The sequence below is a fragment of the Rhodococcus sp. 05-339-2 genome (genome assembly GCF_002258965.1).
Classification (GTDB): Bacteria; Actinomycetota; Actinomycetes; order Mycobacteriales; family Mycobacteriaceae; genus Rhodococcoides.
Genome location: NZ_NOYW01000020.1, coordinates 128738 through 149735 on the forward strand (window position 1 = coordinate 128738; position 20998 = coordinate 149735).

Sequence of the window (20998 nt, forward strand, 5' to 3'; positions counted from 1 at the left end):
GCCCACCGATCGCTGCCGGTTCGGCAGCCGGTGGGGGCGCATGTGATTGTGGGAAAGAGAGGATTCGATTGGACCCGCTAGGTGTGGAAGGTGCTGGACGCGACGACGGAGTCGGCGGTCCTGAGCATTCGTCGTTCCCACTGTCACCGGCCCAATTGGGAATGTGGTTCGCGCAGCATGTGGACCCCTCGGTACCCGCGAACATCGCCCAGTACATCGAGCTGCACGGCGACCTCGATGTGGATCTGCTTCGTCGAGCGTCCTCGCAGGCAGCGCTCGAGCTGCAGTCCGGATTCGTGCGCATCGTCGAGATCGACGCCGAGCCCCGGCAGGTCGTCGATCCCACCCTCGACGACTCTCTGAACTACCTCGACCTGCGCGGCGAGGCCGATCCGCGGGCAGCGGCCCTGGCCTGGATGCACGGCGACTACAGCGCGCCCATCGACATTCTCCGCGACCGACTGATCGCCGCGACCGTCCTGCGCCTCGAGGACGACGTCTGGTTCTGGTACGAGCGCGTGCATCACGTTGTGCTCGACGGATTCGGTGCCGTCACGTTCATGAACCGCGCGGCCGAGCTCTACACCGCGGCGGTCGAGGGCACCGAACCGAGCAAGAATCTCGCATCGGACCTGACCAAGGTCTACGACATCGACGTGGCCTACCGTGACTCGAGCCGCTTCGAGGCCGACCGTGAGTACTGGGCTTCGCGGATCGACGGCATCGACGGAGTCACCACTCTGGCCGGTCACACCGCTGCCCCCGCGGCGACGAGCCAGATCGACAGCACAGCTCTGTCCGCCGAGACGATGGAAAGACTCGAAGCCCTGCGTGTCGAGACCGACACGACGATGGCGACCATCGTCATCGCCGGCTTCGCCGCCTACCTCGCGCAGATGACCGGACGTGAGGACGTCGTGCTCTCGCTCCCGGTCACCGCGCGCACCACTGCAGTGTTGCGCCGCTCCGGCGGCATGGTCTCCAACGTCGTTCCCCTACGTCTCGACGTCTCGGGTGACACCACCGTCGAGACGCTGCTCGCGCGCGTCAACGCCGAGGTCTCAGGGGCGCTGCGTCACCAGCGCTACCGGCACGAGGACATTCGGCGTGATGCCGGAGCGGTCAGCGGCCAGGCCTCGTTCTTCGGCCCGTGGGTCAACATCATGCTGTTCTTCGGCGAGGTGCGCCTCGGTTCGATGGTCGGCGGCATCAACATTCTCTCGACCGGCCTCATCGAGGATTTCGGGCTCAACCTCTACACCAGTGTTGCCGGGTCGACCACCCACATCGACTTCGAGTCCAATCCCAATCTGTACGGACCCGAGCAGTCCGGTCGGAACCACGAGAGGTTCGTCGATTTCTTCGCCCGGTTCGTGGCATCGGGGCCGAAGGACGCGGTGTGGGATCTGGCCCTGACCGAAGGTGTCGAACGCGAACTCGTCGTGGCGGAGTGGAATGCCACCGAGCACCCGACCGAACCACGCACGTTGCTGTCCGCCTTCGAGGCCGCCGCGGCCGCGCACCCCGACGCGACGGCCCTGGTGTACGAGGGGGAAGCGCTCACCTACGGCGCACTCTCGGCGCGGGTGAACGGTCTGGCTCGCCACCTGATCGACATGGGGGTAGGCCCCGAGACTCTCGTCGGACTCTCGATCCGCCGTTCGTTCGACCTCGTTGTCGGCATGTACGCGATCGTGGCGGCCGGCGGTGCCTGGGTGCCCATCGACCCCGACCACCCTGCCGATCGCACCGCGTACATTCTGGACTCCGCGCAGCCGCGCTGCGTGCTGATCTCCTCTCGCGACGACGTCGCGCTGCCCGAGGGAACCGAGACGGTTGCGGTCGACCTCGTCGACTGCACGTCCAGGTCCGCGGAGCCGGTTCGGGATGCCGAACGTACTGCGCCACTGCGACTTTCGAACACCGCATACGTGATCTACACCTCCGGTTCGACCGGACGTCCGAAGGGTGTCGCGGTCGAACACGCGGCGATCCACAACCAGATGGAATGGATGCTCTCGGAGTATCCGATGGACGCCTCCGACGTCTACCTGCAGAAGACCGCCACCACCTTCGACGTCTCGCTCTGGGGTTTCTTCCTGCCGCTGCGGGTCGGCGCGACGATGGTGCTCGCCACTCCCGACGGGCATCGAGACTCGGTCTACGTGGCCGACAAGATCGCCGAACATCGAGTCACCGTCACCGATTTCGTGCCGTCGATGCTGACGGTGTTCGTGGCCAACGCGCCCACGGGCACCTGCAGTTCGCTGCGCCACGTGTTCGTCATCGGCGAGGCACTGCCGGTCGAGACCGCGGCGGCGTTCCGCTCGATGTGTCGAGCCGGCCTGCACAATCTCTACGGCCCCACCGAAGCCGCCGTCTCGGTCACCTATCACCCCAGCGGCCCGCAGGACACCCGCACCGTTCCGATCGGTGTGCCCGAGTGGAACACGAAAGCCTTCGTTCTCGACGGTCGCCTGCGACCCACCCCGATCGGCGAATCGGGAGAGCTGTACCTCGCCGGGGTCCAGTTGGCTCGCGGCTACGTGGGCAGGCCCGATCTGAGCTCGGATCGCTTCGTCGCCAACCCTTTCGGCACCGGCGGCGAACGGATGTACCGCACCGGCGACCTCGTGCGCTGGCGCAGCGACGGCGTGCTGGACTACATCGGCCGGACGGATTTCCAGGTCAAGTTCCGTGGACAACGCATCGAGCTCGGTGAGATCGAAACGGTTCTGCTCGCCCACGAATCCATCTCGCAGGCAGTGGTGTTGGTGGTCCAGACGGTCACCGGTGATCAGTTGGTGGCGTACGTCGTCGCGACCCCGGGACGATCCATCGAATCCGCCGCGGCGATCGAGTTCGCCGGTCACTCCCTACCGTCGTACATGGTGCCTGCAGCGGTCGTCGTACTCGATGCCCTGCCGCTGAACACGAGCGGCAAGCTCGACCGAAAAGCGTTGCCGGAACCGATGTTCAGCAGTGCGAAGAAGTACCGGGCCCCGCAGAGTCGGGCGGAGTACGTCGTCGCCGGTATCTACGAGGATCTGCTCGGGGCCTCCAAGGTCGGTCTGGACGAGGACTTCTTCGAGCTCGGCGGCAACTCTCTGATCGCCACGCAGTTGGTGACCCGAGTGGGCAGCGCTCTCGGAGTTCGCCTCGGCGTTCGTGAGCTGTTCGAGGCTCCCACCGTCGGGGCACTCGCAGCCAGGGCCGAATCGGCGGCTCGGCTCGGGGCGGACACCCCGGTGCTGGAGTCGCGGGAACGGCCCGAGCGTATCCCGCTCTCACCTGCGCAACAGCGCATGTGGTTCCTCAACCGCTTCGACCCCACCACAGCGGTGTACAACCTGCCGTTCTCCGTGCGTCTGACCGGGCCGCTCGACGTGGTAGCACTGTCGGCCGCGTTCGCCGATGTCGTCGACCGGCACGAGACGCTGCGCACCGTCTACCCCGAGGTGGACGGCTCTCCCGAACAGGTCGTACTCACGGCGGCGCGGACCCCGGCGACGATTCTGCCGGTCCGTGTCGAACGCGACGAACTGGGCGGGCGCCTGCACGAACTGGTCGGCAAGGGATTCGACGTCACGGTCGATACACCGTTCCGCATCGCACTGTTCGAGATCTCACCGACCGAGCATGAACTCGCGATGGTGTTGCACCACATCGCCGCCGACGGGGCGTCGTTCGGTCCGCTGGCGCGGGATGTGCTGGTGGCGTACTCGAGCCGGATCAAGGGACGCGCCCCCGAGTGGACGCCTCTCGAGGTCCAGTACGCCGACTACGCATTGTGGCAACGAGCGGTACTCGGTCCCGAGACCGATCCGCTGTCGCTGGCGTCGCGCGAAATCGCTTACTGGAGAGCGACTCTCGAGGATCTACCCGATCAGCTGACTTTGCCGTCGAGCAGGCCGCGCCCCGCAGTGTCCTCGAACGCGGGCAGCAAGCTCCGGGTGGACGTTCCGGCTCGTCTGCACGCCTCGCTGGCGAGCCTGGCCCGTGCCAACAACGCCTCGCTGTTCATGGTCATGCAGTCCGCGTACGCGCTGCTGCTCGCCCGGCTCAGCGGCACCACCGACATCGCCATCGGTGCTCCCGTGGCCGGTCGAGGAGAACCCGCGCTCGACGACCTGGTCGGCATGTTCGTCAACACCCTCGTACTGCGCACCGAAGTCGATCCGGCGCTGACGTTCGAGGAACTCCTCTCGCGCGTTCGTGACACGGACCTGTCCGCCTTCGCGCACGCAGACGTGCCGTTCGAACGCCTCGTCGAGGTGCTGAACCCGGTGCGTTCGACGTCCCGGCACCCGCTGTTCCAGGTCGCGATCTCGCTGGAATCGGCAATGTCTCGCGAACTCACCGTCGGTGGCCTGCGCGCCGAGGCCGCCGAATTCGATGTACCCATCGCCAAATTCGACGTACAGCTGTGGCTGACCGAGCATCTCGACGACGGCGCACCCGCAGGTATCGACGCGGTCTTCGAGTACGCAACGGATCTGTTCGACGCAGATCTCGTCGAGAGTTTCGCGCGTCGCTTCCTGGCCATTCTGGATGCGGTCACCACGGACGCCACCGTGCCGGTCGGCGACGTCACGATCGTCGATGCCGCGGAGCACCGGTCCGTGCTCTCGCAGTGGAACGCCTCCGGAGACGACGTCTCTCGCGAACTCACCCTGGTGGATCTGCTCGACGCTGCTGCCGCGGCGCACCCCGACGCCGTCGCAGTTCGCTTCGACGGCTCGTCGATGACCTACGCCGAGTTCGACGCGCACACCAATCGCCTTGCCCGCGTTCTGATCTCCCACGGTGTCGGCCCGGAAAGCCTGGTCGCCGTCGCCCTCCCGCGCTCGGCGGAACTCGTCGTCGCGCTCGTCGCGGTGATCAAAGCCGGCGGTGGATACCTGCCCGTCGACCCCAGCTACCCACTCGACCGAGTCGAATACATGCTCGACGACGCGCGGCCGACAACCGTTCTGCTGTCCGGCTCGGACCGAGTGGAACTTCCGTCCGACGTCGAAATTCGCACCGGCGCAGCACTGCTCGACATCGACACCGTCGATCTGTCGTCGGTGTCCGGCGACCCCGTCACCGACGGTGACCGGACGAGTCCGCTGCGGCCCGAGAACGTCGCCTACGTCATCTACACCTCGGGTTCGACGGGCAAGCCCAAGGGCGTGATGATTCCGCATCGCAACGTCGTTCGGCTGCTCGACAACACCGAGTCGGTCTACGGCTTCGGCGCCGACGACGTGTGGACGATGTTCCACTCGTACGCCTTCGACTTCTCGGTGTGGGAGCTGTGGGGCCCGTTGCTCTACGGCGGCACGTTGGTCGTCGTCGACTACTTCACCTCGCGATCGCCGGAGGCATTCCACCGGCTGCTCGTCGACGAGCAGGTCACGGTGCTCAACCAGACACCCTCGGCGTTCTATCAACTCTCCGAGGCCGATCGCACCACGGCAACCGAGCACGGCGAACTGTCGCTGCGCTATGTGATCTTCGGTGGTGAAGCCCTCGAACAACGACGGCTGACCGGGTGGTTCGAGCGGCACGGTCACCGTGCGCCCCAGCTCGTCAACATGTACGGCATCACCGAGACGACCGTGCACGTGTCCTACCGAGCGCTCGACGCCGCGTCCGTCGAGAGCAGTGCGTCGGTGGTCGGCAAGCCGATCGCCGGACTGCGGGTGTTCGTGCTGGACACCCGCCTGCATCCGGTTCCGGTCGGGGTTCCCGGCGAAATGTACGTTGCCGGTGGACAATTGGCCCGTGGTTATCTCGGTCGCCGAGAACTGACATCGGTTCGCTTCGTGGCGAACCCGTTCGCGACGGGAGCCGACGAGGGGTCGCTGCTGTACCGGACCGGTGACCTCGCACAGTGGAACGCTGCAGGAGAGCTCGAGTACCTCGGTCGTTCGGACGATCAGGTCAAGGTCCGGGGATTCCGCATCGAGCTGGGCGAGGTGGAGGCAGCGGTGACCGCGCAGCCGACCGTCACCCAGGCCGCCGTGATCGTTCGTGAGGACTCTCCCGGTGCAGCTCGGCTCGTCGCCTACGTGGTGTCCGCTGCGGTCGACGGTCGGCCGATCGTCGACATCGAGGACATCAGAACCGGTATCGCAGAGATGCTTCCGGAGTACATGGTGCCGTCGGCCTTCGTGGTGCTCGACGCGATCCCGCTGACCGTCAACGGCAAGCTCGATCGCCGGGCACTGCCGGCTCCGGTGTTCGAGGTGCGCGAGTTCCGTGCTCCGACGACACCGATCGAGGAGATCGTCGCCGACGTCTTCGCGGACGTCCTCGGAGTCGAGCGTGTGGGTCTGGACGACGACTTCTTCGAGCTCGGCGGTAATTCGCTGATCGCCACGCAGGTGGTCTCGCGTCTGGGAGTTGCTCTCGATGCCACCGTGCCGGTGCGCATGCTGTTCGAGGCATCGACCGTGGCGTTGCTTGCAGTGCGGGTGGAGCAGGCCGCAGGAGAAGGTGGCCGCATCGCGCTCGTCGCGACCGTGCGGCCCGAGCGAATCCCGCTCTCGCTCGCGCAGCAGCGGATGTGGTTCCTCAATCGATTCGACGCCGACTCCACCGCGTACAACATTCCGTTCGCACTGAGACTGACCGGCGAACTCGATGTCGCGGCGCTGCAGGTGGCGATCATGGACGTGATCGACCGGCACGAGTCGCTGCGCACCGTCTACCCGGACACCGCAGCGGGCCCGCAGCAGTCCATCCTCGACGCCGCTCAGACGGTGCCGAACCTGATGCCCGTTCCTACGTCCGCGGCCGATATCCAGCGGCAGGTCTTCTCGCTGGCATCGACGACGTTCGACGTGACGGTCAACGTTCCCATTCAGGCACGCCTGTTCGAGATCGGTCCTCGCGAACACGTCATCGCCATGGTGGTGCACCACATCTCGGCCGACGGCTGGTCGATGGGTCCGCTGGCGCGCGACCTCATGATCGCGTACGCCTCGCGTACCGCGTGGGAGAACCCGGCGTGGATGCCGCTGGAGGTGCAGTACGCCGACTACAGCCTGTGGCAGCGTTCGGTTCTCGGCTCCGAGGACGATCCGCAATCACTGATCTCCGGTCAAGTCGATTACTGGGCCGACATGCTTGCCGGTCTGCCCGATCAGCTCGATCTCCCGACCGATCGGCCGCGCCCGAATCGTCAGTCCTACCAAGGATCGTCGATCCGATTCGATGTACCGGCCGAGGTCCATCGGGGACTGTCCTCGCTGGCCCACACGCACAACGCATCGCTGTTCATGGTCGTCCACGCGGCTCTGGCGGTGCTGCTCGCACGCCTGTCCGGCACCGAGGACATCGCGATCGGTACTCCGGTCGCAGGCCGTGGCGACGCAGCCCTCGACGACGTGGTCGGCATGTTCGTCAACACCCTCGTGTTGCGCACCGACATCGAGTCGGGTCGGACGTTCTCGGAGCAGATCGGGCGCGCCCGCGAAGTGGCGCTCGGCGCGTTCGGACATGCCGATCTGCCGTTCGAGCGTTTGGTCGAGGTGCTCAATCCGTCCCGATCGCAGGCGCGGCACCCCCTGTTCCAGGTGATGCTCTCGTTCGAGAACCTCACCCGCACGCACGTGGACCTACCGGGTCTGTCGGTGGACAGCGTCGCCCTCGATGCCGAGGTGGCGAAGTTCGACCTGCAGTTGACCGTCACCGAGTCCATCGGAGTGGACGGTCGCGGGCAGGGCATGGCCGCCGAGTTGACCTACGCGACCGACCTGTTCGACGCCGCGACGGTGAGAGGGTTCTCCGAACGTTTCGTGCGGATACTCGGTGCCGTGGTGGCAGATCCCTCGCTGTCGGTGGGAGACATCGACCTTCTCGACGACGGCGAGCGCGACCGAGTCGTGACAGCGTGGAACCGCACCGAACACGAGGTACGGGACCAGGTGACGCTGGTCGACCTGTTCGATCGTCAGGTGGCCGAGACTCCGGATGCCAGAGCATTGGTGTTCGAGGGTGAGCGGTTGACCTATGCGGAGTTCGCGGGGCGTGCGAACCGTCTTGCACGACTTCTGGTGTCGGCCGGGGTTGGGCCTGATTCGCTGGTGGGGCTCGCGATCGGGCGGAGTCTGGACCTGTTCGTGGGTATGTACGCGATCGTGAAGGCCGGTGCGGGATACGTGCCGATCGATCCGTCGCAACCGGCGGATCGGAACGAGTACATCGTTGCCACGGCGGCTCCGGTTCGGGTGTTGTCGACGACGCGTGATCACGTGGAGTTCGCGGGGGTCGAGACGATCGACATCGACACCGTCGATGTGTCGGGTCTGTCTGCGGCACCGTTGACCGATGCCGAGCGAACGGCACCGTTGCGGGCGTCGAATCTCGCGTACGTGATCTTCACATCGGGTTCGACGGGACGTCCCAAGGGCGTGGGTGTCTCGCACGAGGCGATCGTGAATCGGTTGTTGTGGATGCAGCACGAGTACGGGTTGACCGCCGAGGACGTGGTGTTGCAGAAGACTCCGTCGACGTTCGATGTGTCTGTGTGGGAGTTCTTCTGGGCGCTGCAGAACGGGGCGTCGGTGGCCATCGCTGTTCCGGACGGTCATCGGGATGCGTTGTATCTGCTCGATGTCATTGCTCGCGAGCATGTGTCGGTGGTGCACTTCGTGCCGTCGATGATGTCGGTGTTCGTACCCGAGGTGGAGCGACGTCGAGCGTCGGGTGCCTCGCTGCGGTTGGTGTTCGCATCCGGTGAGGCATTGGCTCCCACCACGGCCCGCGCGCTACGGCGGGCAATCGCGGGAGTGGAGTTGCACAACCTGTACGGCCCCACCGAGGCTGCCGTCGACGTGACCTATCACGCTGTCACGGACGAGGATTCGGAGGTGATGCCCATCGGAGCACCGGTGTGGAACACCTCTGTCTACGTGCTCGATTCGCGACTGAATCCCACTCCCGTCGGTGTCGCAGGTGAGCTCTATCTCGCGGGTACTCAGCTGGCACGTGGCTATGTGGGACGCTCGGACCTGACCGCGGACCGCTTCGTGGCACATCCGTTCGCCACCGGCGGGCGGCGCCTCTATCGCACCGGCGACGTCGTGCGGTGGAACCGCAACGGCGAGCTCGAATACGTGGGACGGTCGGACTTCCAGGTGAAGCTGCGCGGCCTGCGCATCGAACTCGGCGAGATCGAATCGGCATTGCTGGCACAACGCTCGATCTCCCAGGCGGTCGTCGTGGTCCGCCACGAGCAACTCGTCGGGTACGTCGTACCGGCCGGTGCCTCGGTGGAGACCGGTGCTGTTCTCGGCGCGCTGCGGTCTCGGCTCGCGGAGTACATGGTGCCGTCGACGCTGATCGTGCTCGAGGAGTTTCCGCTCGGCGCGAGTGGAAAGCTCGACCGTAAGGCGCTGCCCGATCCCGCTTTCGAGGTGACCGAGTACCGGGAACCGACCAACGACATCGAACGCACCGTTGCCGAGGTCTTCGCCCAGGTCCTCGGACTCGAGCGTGTCGGTCTGGACGACGACTTCTTCGATCTCGGTGGAAACTCCCTCATCGCAACGCAACTGGTGTCGCGACTGGGTGTCGCCATGGACACCCGAATCGCGGTGCGAGAGCTCTTCGACACCTCGACGGTGGCCGATCTGGCCGCGCGGTTGGGCACATTGGTCGCCACCGGAAGCCGTCCATCGCTGGTGCCTCAACAACGGCCGCAACATATTCCGTTGTCTCTGGCGCAGCAGCGTATGTGGTTCCTCAACAAGTTCGACGTCGAATCCGCGGCCAACAACATTCCGATCGCCGTGCGACTGTCCGGTCTGCTGGACCGTCGCGCCATGCAGATCGCGGTCGCGGACGTGGTGGCCCGGCAGCAGTCCCTGCGCACGGTGTTCCCGGAGACCGACGGAACCGCTCATCAGGTCATCGTCGACGCAGCATCTGCCACACCGGATCTGACGCCCATCGAGATCGCCGCCCACGATGTCGCGGGCGCGTTGCGAGATCTGGCGACCACCGGATTCGACCTGTCGAAGGACCTGCCCTTCCGGACCAGACTCTTCGAGGTCAGCCCAACCGAGCACCTGTTGGTTTTCGTCGTCCACCACATCGCGGCCGACGGATTCTCGCTGGGCCCGCTCACCCGAGACGTGATGAACGCGTACGCGGCTCGCTCGCTGAACCAGGAGCCCTTCTGGTCTCCGCTGCCGGTCGACTATGCCGATTACAGCCTCTGGCAGCGCGAAGTACTCGGTTCCGAGGACGATCCTCAGTCGGTCGTGTCGCAGCAGATCGACTACTGGACAACCGCTCTGGCCGGCCTGCCGGACCAGCTCGACGTGCCGTCCGATCGCCCGAGGCCCGTGGTGGCATCCAACAGTGGTGCGCTCGTGCGGTTCTCCATCGACGAGGATCTGCACCGCGCACTGATCGATGCCGCCAGAGCAGAGAACGCATCGCTGTTCATGGTGGTGCACACATCGTTGGCCGTACTGCTGTCGCGGTTGTCCGGCGAAGCCGACATCGCGATCGGCACCCCGGTCGCCGGTCGTGGCGAGGCCGCCCTGGACGACTTGATCGGCATGTTCGTCAACACCCTGGTGTTGCGCACCGAGATCGACACCTCGCGTCGATTCGACCAGGTGCTCGCCGACACCCGCGAAACCGACCTGTCGGCCCTGGCCCACGTGGACGTACCGTTCGAGCGTCTCGTCGAAATCCTGAACCCCGCCCGATCCACGGCTCGTCATCCCCTCGTGCAGGTGGTGCTCGCGTTCCAGAACCTGGGACAGAAGGATCTCGAACTGCCCGGACTGTCGGTCTCGGGTGTCGACTTCGAGACCCTGGTCGCGCTGTTCGATCTGCAGTTCACGTTCGTCGAGTCGATCGGACCCAGCGGCGCTCCGCAGGGCATGACCGTCGACGTCACCTACGCCACCGATCTCTTCGACGAGGCCACGGTCGTCGCGCTCGGCGATCGCCTGATCACAGTTCTCGAAGCCGTCGCGGGCAACCTCTCGACCGTGGTCGGCGACATCGAATTGCTCGAGCCCGTCGAACGCAGGCGGGTGCTGGTCGACTGGAACGACACCGAGCACGAGCTCGACCGGGCCCAGACATTGGCCTCGCTCGCCGGGCAGGTCGATTCGGCCTCTCCTGCACTGGTTTTCGGAGACGACTCTCTCACTCACGGCGAATTCCAGGAGCGGGTCGCCCGCCTGGCTCGGTACCTGATCGCCCACGGTGTCGGACCCGAGAGCGCGGTGGGCATCGCCGCCCGTCGCTCGGTGGAACTGCTCGTCGGAATTCATGCGATCATCGCCGCCGGTGGTGCGTACGTTCCGATCGATCCGGACCAGCCGGCCGAGCGGATCGCGCACATTCTCGGAACCGCGGCACCGGTCTGCGTGCTGACCACGTCGCGCGACGAGGTGGCGGCCGACGGCGTCGAGGTCATCGATATCGACACCCTCGATCTGTCCGGCTTCTCCGATACGCCGATCACCGACGCGGACCGAATCAGTGCGCTGGCACCGTCGAACACCGCCTACGTCATCTTCACATCGGGTTCGACCGGCCAGCCCAAGGGTGTGGCCGTCACGCACGAGGCGATCGTCAACCGCCTGCTGTGGATGCAGTCGGAGTACGAGCTCGCCGCCGACGACGTCGTGCTGCAGAAGACCCCTGTCACGTTCGACGTGTCGGTGTGGGAACTGTTCTGGCCGTTGCAGATCGGTGCCACACTGGTCATCGCGAAGCCCGAGGGCCATCGCGACCCGCAGTACCTGCTCGAGACGATCGAGGCGCAGTCGGTCACCACGGCACACTTCGTACCGTCGCTGCTCGAGGTCTTCGTCTCCGTCGTGGCCGCGGCACCGTCGCCTGCGGCCACCTCTCTGCGGACTCTGTTCGCGTCCGGGGAGGCGCTGCCCGCCGAGGTCGGCGACCGGCTCCGACGCGTCCTGCCGGGCGTGGCGCTGCACAACCTCTACGGTCCAACCGAGGCTGCGGTCGACGTCACCTATCACGCGGTGACTGAGGCGGACGTCGACCTCGTTCCGATCGGTGTGCCGGTGTGGAACACCAGAACGTATGTTCTCGACGCTCGACTGTCTCCGGTCGCTCCCGGGGTGGCGGGCGAGCTGTACCTCGCCGGGGTTCAGCTCGCACGCGGCTATCTCGGACGGACGGACCTGACGGCCGATCGGTTCCTTCCCGACCCGTTCGGAGAACCGGGTACTCGCATGTACCGCACCGGTGACCTGGTGCGCTGGCGTGCAGTGTCCTCGGGTTCGGGACGGCTGGAGTACCTGGGCCGCACCGACTTCCAGGTCAAGCTGCGTGGACTGCGCATCGAACTCGGCGAGATCGAGACCGTGTTGCGCAGACACCCGTCCGTGGAATCCGCCGTCGTTCTGGTTCGGCAGACCGCTGCCGCGGGCGACCAGCTGGTCGCCTACGTGGTACCCGCGGTCGGCGGGACCGTCGACGTCGCCGAGCTGGCCGACTTCGCGTCGCGCTCGCTCGCGAGCTACATGGTTCCGGCCGCGACCGTCGTGCTCGACGCACTGCCGCTCACGCCCAACGGCAAGCTCGATCGTCGCGCTCTGCCGGAGCCGAACATCGAGCAGCGCCCATTCCGCGCGCCGTCCACCACATCGGAAATCGTTGTGGCAGAGGTGTTCCGCGATGTTCTCGGTATCGATGTCGTCGGTGCCGACGACGAGTTCTTCGCTCTCGGCGGCAACTCCCTCGTCGCCACGAGAGTCGCGTCGAGAATCGGCGCGGCACTCGACACCACCGTGACCGTCCGGACGATCTTCGAGGCCTCGACCGTGTCCGCACTGGCGGCCAAGCTCGACGAGCTCTCGGGTTCGGGCCGTCGGATTCCTCTGGTGCGCACCGATCTACCGGACCTGGTACCGCTCTCGCTCGCGCAGCGCCGGATGTGGTTCCTCAATCGGTTCGACCCCGAATCCGCGACGGAGAACCTCCCTGTCGCCATCGAGCTCGGCGGCGATCTCGACATTGCCGCTCTGCGCGCGGCAGTGGCCGACGTGGTCGAGCGACACGAGTCCCTGCGAACGGTCTACCCGGAGGTCGACGGCGTCGCCTCTCAGGTGATCGTTCCTGCGGAACAGGTGACGCCGGATCTGTTGCCGACTGCGACCACCACCGCCGAACTGCCGTCGGCCCTGGCGGCGCTGGCCATGGGCGGGTTCGACGTCACCGCTGCGCCGCCGTTGCGTGCGGCGTTGTTCGAGCTCGACTCGGACCGCCACGTTCTCGCGTTCGTCACCCACCACATCGCTGCGGACGGCTTCTCGATCGGTCCCATGACTCGGGATCTGATGGTTGCGTACGCAGCCCGTAGCGCGGGCACCGAGCCCGGTTGGACTCCACTCGCCGTCCGCTACGTCGACTACACCCTCTGGCAGCAGGCCGTCCTCGGTTCCGAGGACGATCCGACGTCACCGGTCTCGAACCAGATTCGGCACTGGACTCGTGCGCTGTCCGCGCTGCCGGACGAGGTCACCTTCCCCGGCGATCGTGTCCGCCCGGACCGGTCGTCGTACCGCGGCGGCAACATCACGCTCGCCCTCGACGCCGAGACGCACGGCCGCCTCGGCGACGTGGCCCGCGCCAACCAGAGCTCGCTGTTCATGGTGTTGCACTCCTCGCTCGCCGTGCTGCTGGCCCGACTGTCCGGTGAGACCGACATCGCGATCGGAACCCCGGTCGCAGGACGCGGTGAGGCAGCCCTCGACGACGTCATCGGAATGTTCGTCAACACACTGGTGCTGCGGACCGACATCGATCACGGCGACGCGTTCACCGAGCTTCTGGCTCGGGCACGCGAGACGGACCTGTCGGCGTTCGCCCACGCCGAGGTGCCGTTCGAGCGGCTCGTCGAGGTACTCGACCCACCGCGGTCGGCTGCTCGTCACCCGCTCGTCCAGGTGATGCTCACCGTGCAGAACATGGAGCAGACCGAGCTCGAACTCCCCGGCCTGAGCGTGCGCGCAGTCGACCTCGACGTCGAGACGGCCAAGTTCGACGTTCAGTTCACCTTCACCGAGAACCACGTCGACGGCGGCATGACCATCGACGTCACCTTCGCCCGCGACCTGTACGACGACAGCACGGCACGTGCACTCGGTGAACGCCTGATCCGCGTCCTCGAGTCCGTTGCCGGCGATCCGGGTCAGCGAATCGGCGACCTCCCGGTGATGGACGAAGCCGAACGCGGCCGGGTGCTCGCGCTCGCCCAGGACGCGCCTGCCGTCGCCGATTCGCTCGACACGATCGTCGATCTGTTCGCCGCTCGGGTGGCCGAGGACCCCGACGCTCCGGCAGTGGTGTTCGAGGGTGCTCACAGAAGTTACCGAGAGATCGACGAGTCCTCGACTGCGTTGGCGAGAGTCCTCGCCGCTCAGGGAGTAGGGCCGGAGTCGTTGGTGGCCGTCGTGCTGCCGCGCACCGCCGATCTCGTCGTGGCACTGCTCGCGGTGCTCAAAGCCGGTGGTGCCTACGTCCCGATCGATCCGTCCTACCCGGCCGACCGGATCGAATTCGTGCTCACCGATTCTCGTCCGGTTGCCGTACTGACATGGACCGGTGTGGACGTCGCGCTTCCCGCAACGCTTCCCAGGATCGATATCGACACGGCCCCGGCCGAGGGCGACGGGGCGTGGGCCGATCCGGTTCCGGCGTCCGCGGCATCGACGGCGTACGTCATCTACACCTCGGGCTCGACGGGCAAGCCGAAGGGCGTTCTGATCCCGCATCGCAACGTCGTGCGGTTGTTGGCGAACACGGCTCGGCACTTCGATTTCGGTCGACGCGACGTGTGGACGCTGTTCCACTCGTTCGCGTTCGACTTCTCGGTGTGGGAACTGTGGGGCCCGCTGACCACCGGCGGTAGCGTCGTCGTGGTCGACTACTTCACCTCCCGGTCGCCGGAAGCACTGCGGGAGTTGCTCGTTCGTGAGCGTGTCACCGTTCTCAACCAGACTCCGTCCGCCTTCTACCAGCTCGATCAGGTCGATCGCACCGCAGGCTCGGCAGACGACTATTCGTTGCGGTACATCGTGTTCGGTGGTGAGGCGTTGGAACTGCGACGACTCACCGGTTGGTTCGAGCGTCACGGCGACGATTCCCCGCAACTGGTCAACATGTACGGCATCACCGAAACCACGGTGCACGTCTCGCACCGTGTCGTGGACGCGCGGTCCGCGGCACAGGCATCGGGATCCCTTGTGGGACGCGCCATCTCCGGACTGTCGGTGTACGTACTGGATTCACGGCTGTCGCTGGTACCCGCAGGTGTACCGGGGGAGATGTACGTCTCCGGTGGTCAGGTCGCGCGCGGGTATCTCGGTCGCGCCGGGTTGAGCGCGACGAGGTTCGTCGCCGATCCTTTCGCAGGCGACGGATCGGTGCTCTACCGCACCGGCGACGTGGCACGGTGGTCCACCGACGGCGAACTCGAGTTCGTCGGTCGCGCCGACGACCAGGTCAAGATCCGTGGTTTCCGCATCGAGCTGGGCGAGGTCGAATCCGCCGTCGCATCCGCTCCCGCCGTCGGGCAGGCAGCGGTGATCGTGCGCGAGGACACTCCCGGTGCCGCACGCCTGGTTGCGTACGTCGTGCCCGCGGCCGAGTCGACGATCGACATCGACGTCGTCAGGGCAGCGGTCGGGGAGAATCTTCCCGAGTACATGGTGCCCTCGGCGTTCGTGGTTCTCGACGCGATTCCCTTGACCGCCAACGGAAAACTGGACCGACGAGCCCTGCCCGAGCCGGCGGCGCGCACACGTGAGTTCCGGCCACCGACCACTCCGGTGGAGGGCATGGTCGCCGATGTCTTCGCCGACGTTCTCGGCATCGAACGGGTCGGTCTCGACGACGACTTCTTCGAGCTCGGCGGCAACTCGCTGGTCGCGACGCAGGTGGTGTCCAGGCTGGGTGCTGCAGCGCAGACGACCGTTCCCGTCCGCGCGCTGTTCGAGGCCCCGACGGTCGCTGCTCTGGCAGCGCGGGTCGAGCAGGGTTCGGGCGCAGCTGCGCGTCCGGCGCTGGTGGCATCGACGCGACCGAGCCGAGTGCCGCTCTCGCTCGCACAGCAGCGGATGTGGTTCCTCAACCGCTTCGACTCCGAGTCCACGGCGTACAACATCCCGTTCGCGCTTCGGCTCAGCGGACGCCTCGACGTCGACGCGTTGCAGCGTGCCGTCTCCGACGTGATCGAGCGTCACGAAACTCTGCGATCGGTGTACCCGGATTCACCTGAAGGCCCACACCAAGTGATCGTGCCGATGTCGGAGGTGCCGACCACACTCGAGGTGATCGACACCGACGCGGCGTCGGTGACCGCTCGGGTTCTGGAACTTCTGTCGGCGACCTTCGACGTCACGACCCGAGTTCCGCTGAAGACCGCGCTCTTCCGCGTCTCGGACACCGAGTTCGTACTCGGAATGGTCATCCACCACATCAGCGCCGACGGTCTGTCGGTGATGCCGTTGTCCACCGACGTCATGACCGCATATGCCGCTCGCACCCGCGGCTCCGATCCCGCGTGGGCGCCGCTGCCGGTGCAGTACGCCGATTACGCACTGTGGCAGCGCCAGGTCCTCGGATCCGAGGAGGACTCGGAATCGATTGCTGCGCAGCAGATTCGGTACTGGGAAGCTGCGCTGGCCGAGCTGCCCGAGCAGATCGAACTTCCGCTGGATCGTCCGCGTCCCGCCGAGCAGACCTTCCGGGGCGGCCGTATCGATTTCCGGATCGACGCAGCCGCGCACGCTCGACTGACCGAACTGGCACGTGCGCACAACGCGACGGTGTTCATGGCGGTGCACGCGGCGTTCGCCGTCCTGCTCTCGCGTATATCGGGATCGCCGGACATCGTCGTCGGAACCCCCATCGCGGGTCGCGGTGAAGCGGCCATCGAAAACCTCGTCGGCATGTTCGTCAACACGTTGGTGCTGCGGCTCGACGTCGCGGGGGGAGCGAGTTTCGAGGACCTTCTCGACGTGGCTCGAGAGACCGACCTGCAGGCGTTCGCCAACTCCGACATACCGTTCGAGCGGCTCGTCGAGGTGGTCAACCCCACCCGGTCGACGGCGCGTCACCCGCTGTTCCAGGTCGGCTTCTCGTTCCAGAACTTCGCTCGCCGAGAATTCGAGCTCGACGGACTGGACATCTCGGCACTGGACACCGAGACCGGGACGTCGCAGTTCGACCTGCACCTGATCGTCTCGGACGCCCCGCGCGAGGACGAGGTGTCGGGCGGCTTCGATGCCTTGTTGACGTATGCGACCGATCTGTTCGACGAGCGCACCGCTCGCTCGCTCGTCGCCCGGTTCGAGGCCGTTCTCGACGCCGTCGCGGCGTCCCCGTCGACGCCGGTCGGCGATCTCGATCTGTTCCTCGACGGTGAGCTGCCCGCCATCGTCGACGAGTGGAACGACACCGACCGCGACTTCGATTCCGCAGACGGCACCACGCTCGCCGATCTGTTCGTGGACTCGGCAGCGCGCAACGGTGACGCCGTTGCACTCGTGCACGACGACGGGACGCTGACGTACGGTGAGTTCTCCGAACGGGTCTCGCGTCTGGCCCGCCACCTGATCGGCCTGGGCGTCGGACCCGAAGTGCCGGTGGGGCTTGCCATTCGGCGATCGGTGGATCTGCTCGTGGGCATGTACGCCATCTCCGTGGCCGGTGGTGCCTACGTCCCGATCGATCCGGATCAGCCGGCCGAGCGCAACGCGCTCGTGTTGGAGACCGCAGGTCCGCTGTGCGTGCTGACATCCGGTGCCGTCGGTCCGGAGATCTCCTCTGCAGCCACGGTCGTCGATCTGACACAGCTCGATCTCGCGAGCTTCTCGCCCGCGCCGGTGGATGCCTCGGAGCGCTCGGGTGTGCTTTCCGCCGACAACACCGCTTACGTCATCTTCACGTCCGGCTCCACCGGACGCCCCAAGGGCGTTGCGGTCTCGCACGGTGCCGTCGTCAACCAGTTGAACTGGTTGCGTGCGGAGTACGGCCTCGACGAGACCGATGCGGCGCTGCTCAAGACCGCAGCGACGTTCGACCTGTCGGTGTGGGAGTTCTGGTCGCAGCTGACCTCGGGTGGACGACTCGTCGTCGCGAATCCGGAGGGGCATCGCGATCCCGATTACCTGCTCACGCTGGTCCGTCGACACTCGGTGACGACGTTGCATCTGGTCCCGTCGATGTTGTCGATGCTCGGCACCGTTGCCGCGGGCGAACTGTCACCCGATCTGCGACGCGTCCTGGCCATCGGCGAAGCACTACCCGCGGCGGTTGCGCAGGATTTCCGGCGGCACAACGGTTCTGCCGAGCTGCACAATCTCTACGGCCCGACCGAGGCAGCGGTGTCGGTGACCTCGCACCCGGTCACCGACGCCGACACCGTCGCCGTGCCGATCGGCGTGCCCGAGGCCAACTCCGCCGTGTTCGTGCTGGACTCTCGCCTGCATCCGGTTCCGGCCGGGGTCACCGGGGAGCTCTACCTCGCGGGCACGCAACTCGCGCGGGGATACTTTGGGCGAGCAGACCTCACCGCGGAACGGTTCGTGGCCAATCCGTTCGACACGAACGGAACGCGGATGTATCGCACGGGCGATCTCGTGCGCTGGCGGATTCCGCTCGTCGACGGCGAACCGGCAGCGGCCCGCCTCGACTACATCGAGCGCGCCGACTTCCAGGTCAAGATCCGCGGATTCCGCATCGAACTCGGTGAGATCGAGGCAGCCCTGCGCGCTCAGGCAACGGTGGCCGACACCGCCGTCGTGGTGCACAACGGCGAATCGATGGGGGACCAGCTGGTCGCCTACGTCGTCGGGCAGTCCGGGGCGGTACTCGACGTGGCGAGTGTCGAAGCCGAACTCGCTCGCGCCGTGCCGTCGTACATGGTTCCGGCAGCGTTCGTCGTCCTCGATGCCCTGCCGCTCAACGCAAACGGCAAACTGGATCGACGGGCCCTTCCGGCACCGCAGTTCGAGGTTGCCGAGTTCCGGGCCCCGGTCACTCCGATCGAGGAGATCGTCGCGTCCACCGTGGCGGAACTGCTCGGCCTCGACCGCGCCGGACTCGACGACGACTTCTTCGCGCTCGGTGGAAACTCATTGGTCGCAACACAATTGGTCTCGAGGTTGGGTCAGGCGCTCGACGCTCAGATTCCGGTGCGAGCAGTGTTCGCGGCGTCCACCGTCGCGGGCCTGGCCGCCCACATCGCCCCGCTCGTCGGTGGCGGTGCGCGCCGAGAACTGACCGTCCGAGAGCGACCCGATCTGCTTCCGCTCTCGATCGCTCAGGAAAGAATGTGGACGATCAACCGGATCGACCCCGGTTCCTCGGCCTACAACATCCCGGTCGCGGTCCGGTTGACCGGCGAGCTCGACATCGACTCCCTGCGCGGGGCATTCGACGACGTTCTCGGACGCCACGAGATTCTGCGCACGGCGTACCCCGACTCGGTGGACGGGCCGGTCCAGCAGATCGGTTCCGTCGCCGAGGTAGGAATCGAGCTGACGCCCGAGCAGGTGGAACCGGATGCGGTGATCTCCCGCCTGACCGAAACCCTCGGTGCCGGGTTCGACGTCACGAAGTCGGTTCCGGTGCGGGCTGCTCTGCTGCAGGTCGGCGAGAACGAACACGTACTGGCCGTGGTGGCTCACCACATCGCCGCCGACGGCTTCTCGATGGGTCCGCTGATCCGGGATGTCATGGTGGCCTACACCGCTCGGGTTGCGGGGGAGATGCCGGCATGGACGCCGCTACCGGTCCAGTACGCCGACTTCGCGCTGTGGCAGCGTGAGGTGCTCGGCAGCGAGAGCGATCCCGACAGTCCGCTCGCGAAGCAGCTCGCGTACTGGACGACCGAGTTGGCGGGAGCACCGGAACAGTTGGCGCTCCCGCTGGATCGACCGCGGCCGCCTCGCCCGACGATGCAGGGTGCCTCGTACGATTTCTCGTTCGGCACCGACATCGCATCGGCGATCGAGAAGATCGCTCGCGAACACTCCGCGACGACGTTCATGGTGGTGCACAGCGCCTTCGCCGTGCTGCTCTCGAGGCTGAGCAACTCCTCCGACATCAGCATCGGCACACCCACTGCAGGTCGCGGCGAACAGCAACTCGACGAGCTCGTCGGCATGTTCGTCAACACGCTCGTGTTGCGCACTCGACTGAACCAGAGCGGTACGTTCGTCGAGCTGTTGCAGCAGGCCAAGGACAAGGATCTGGCGGCGTTCGGTCACGCTGACGTCCCCTTCGAGCGACTCGTCGACGCACTGGGCCGGGCGCGATCGAGTGCCTACACTCCGCTGTTCCAGGCGATGTTGACGTTCCAGAACCACGTGACCGGAACGTTCGAGCTGCCGGGTCTGCAGGTGCAGGCCCTGCCCGCGGGCGAGGACCAGGCCAAGTTCGATCTGCAGCTGACCGCCGTCGAACGATTCGACGACACCGGGGCACTGCGCGACATCGAGGCGACGTTCACCTACGCAACGGCGATCCTCGACGAGTCGTCGATCGCGACCTTCGCCGATCGGTTGCTGCGGATTCTGAACGCCGTCGTGTCTGATCCGGACGTGGTGCTGCGGTCGATCGACATCCTCTCCGACGAGGAGAAGGCGGAGTTCGCACCGCGAACCAAACCCAAGACGGTGGACGATCTGCCCGAACTGGTTGCCCGGGCAGCGACCGTCGCACCCGATGCGGTGGCCATCGAACACGAATCGACAACGGTCGATTTCGCTGCTCTGCACGCCAAACTGGCGCAGATGTCGGCAACGATGGGCTCTGCGATGAAGCCGCAGGCTCTGGTGACGGTCACGCTGTCGGCACTGATTCCGGGTATCTTGCCCGCCCTCGGTGCGGAGGGGCTGACCGCCGCTCTGGCATCGTTGATCGAACGGGCGGAGTCGGTGATCGCGTCGTCGTGACGAATGCCGAGTTCGCCGGTTGTGCACGTGGATCGATCAGGAGG

General features: G+C 66.2%; 1 protein-coding gene. It reads left to right on the forward strand.

Going from position 1 to position 20998, the window contains the following annotated elements; all coding sequences use genetic code 11:
* The first annotated feature begins 68 nt into the window (after positions 1-68).
* Positions 69-20954 carry a non-ribosomal peptide synthase/polyketide synthase gene (locus tag CH273_RS23405; protein WP_230596989.1) on the forward strand — a complete coding sequence of 6962 codons (20886 nt, stop codon included), beginning with the start codon at positions 69-71 and terminating at the stop codon, positions 20952-20954.
* The last annotated feature ends 44 nt before the right edge of the window (positions 20955-20998 follow it).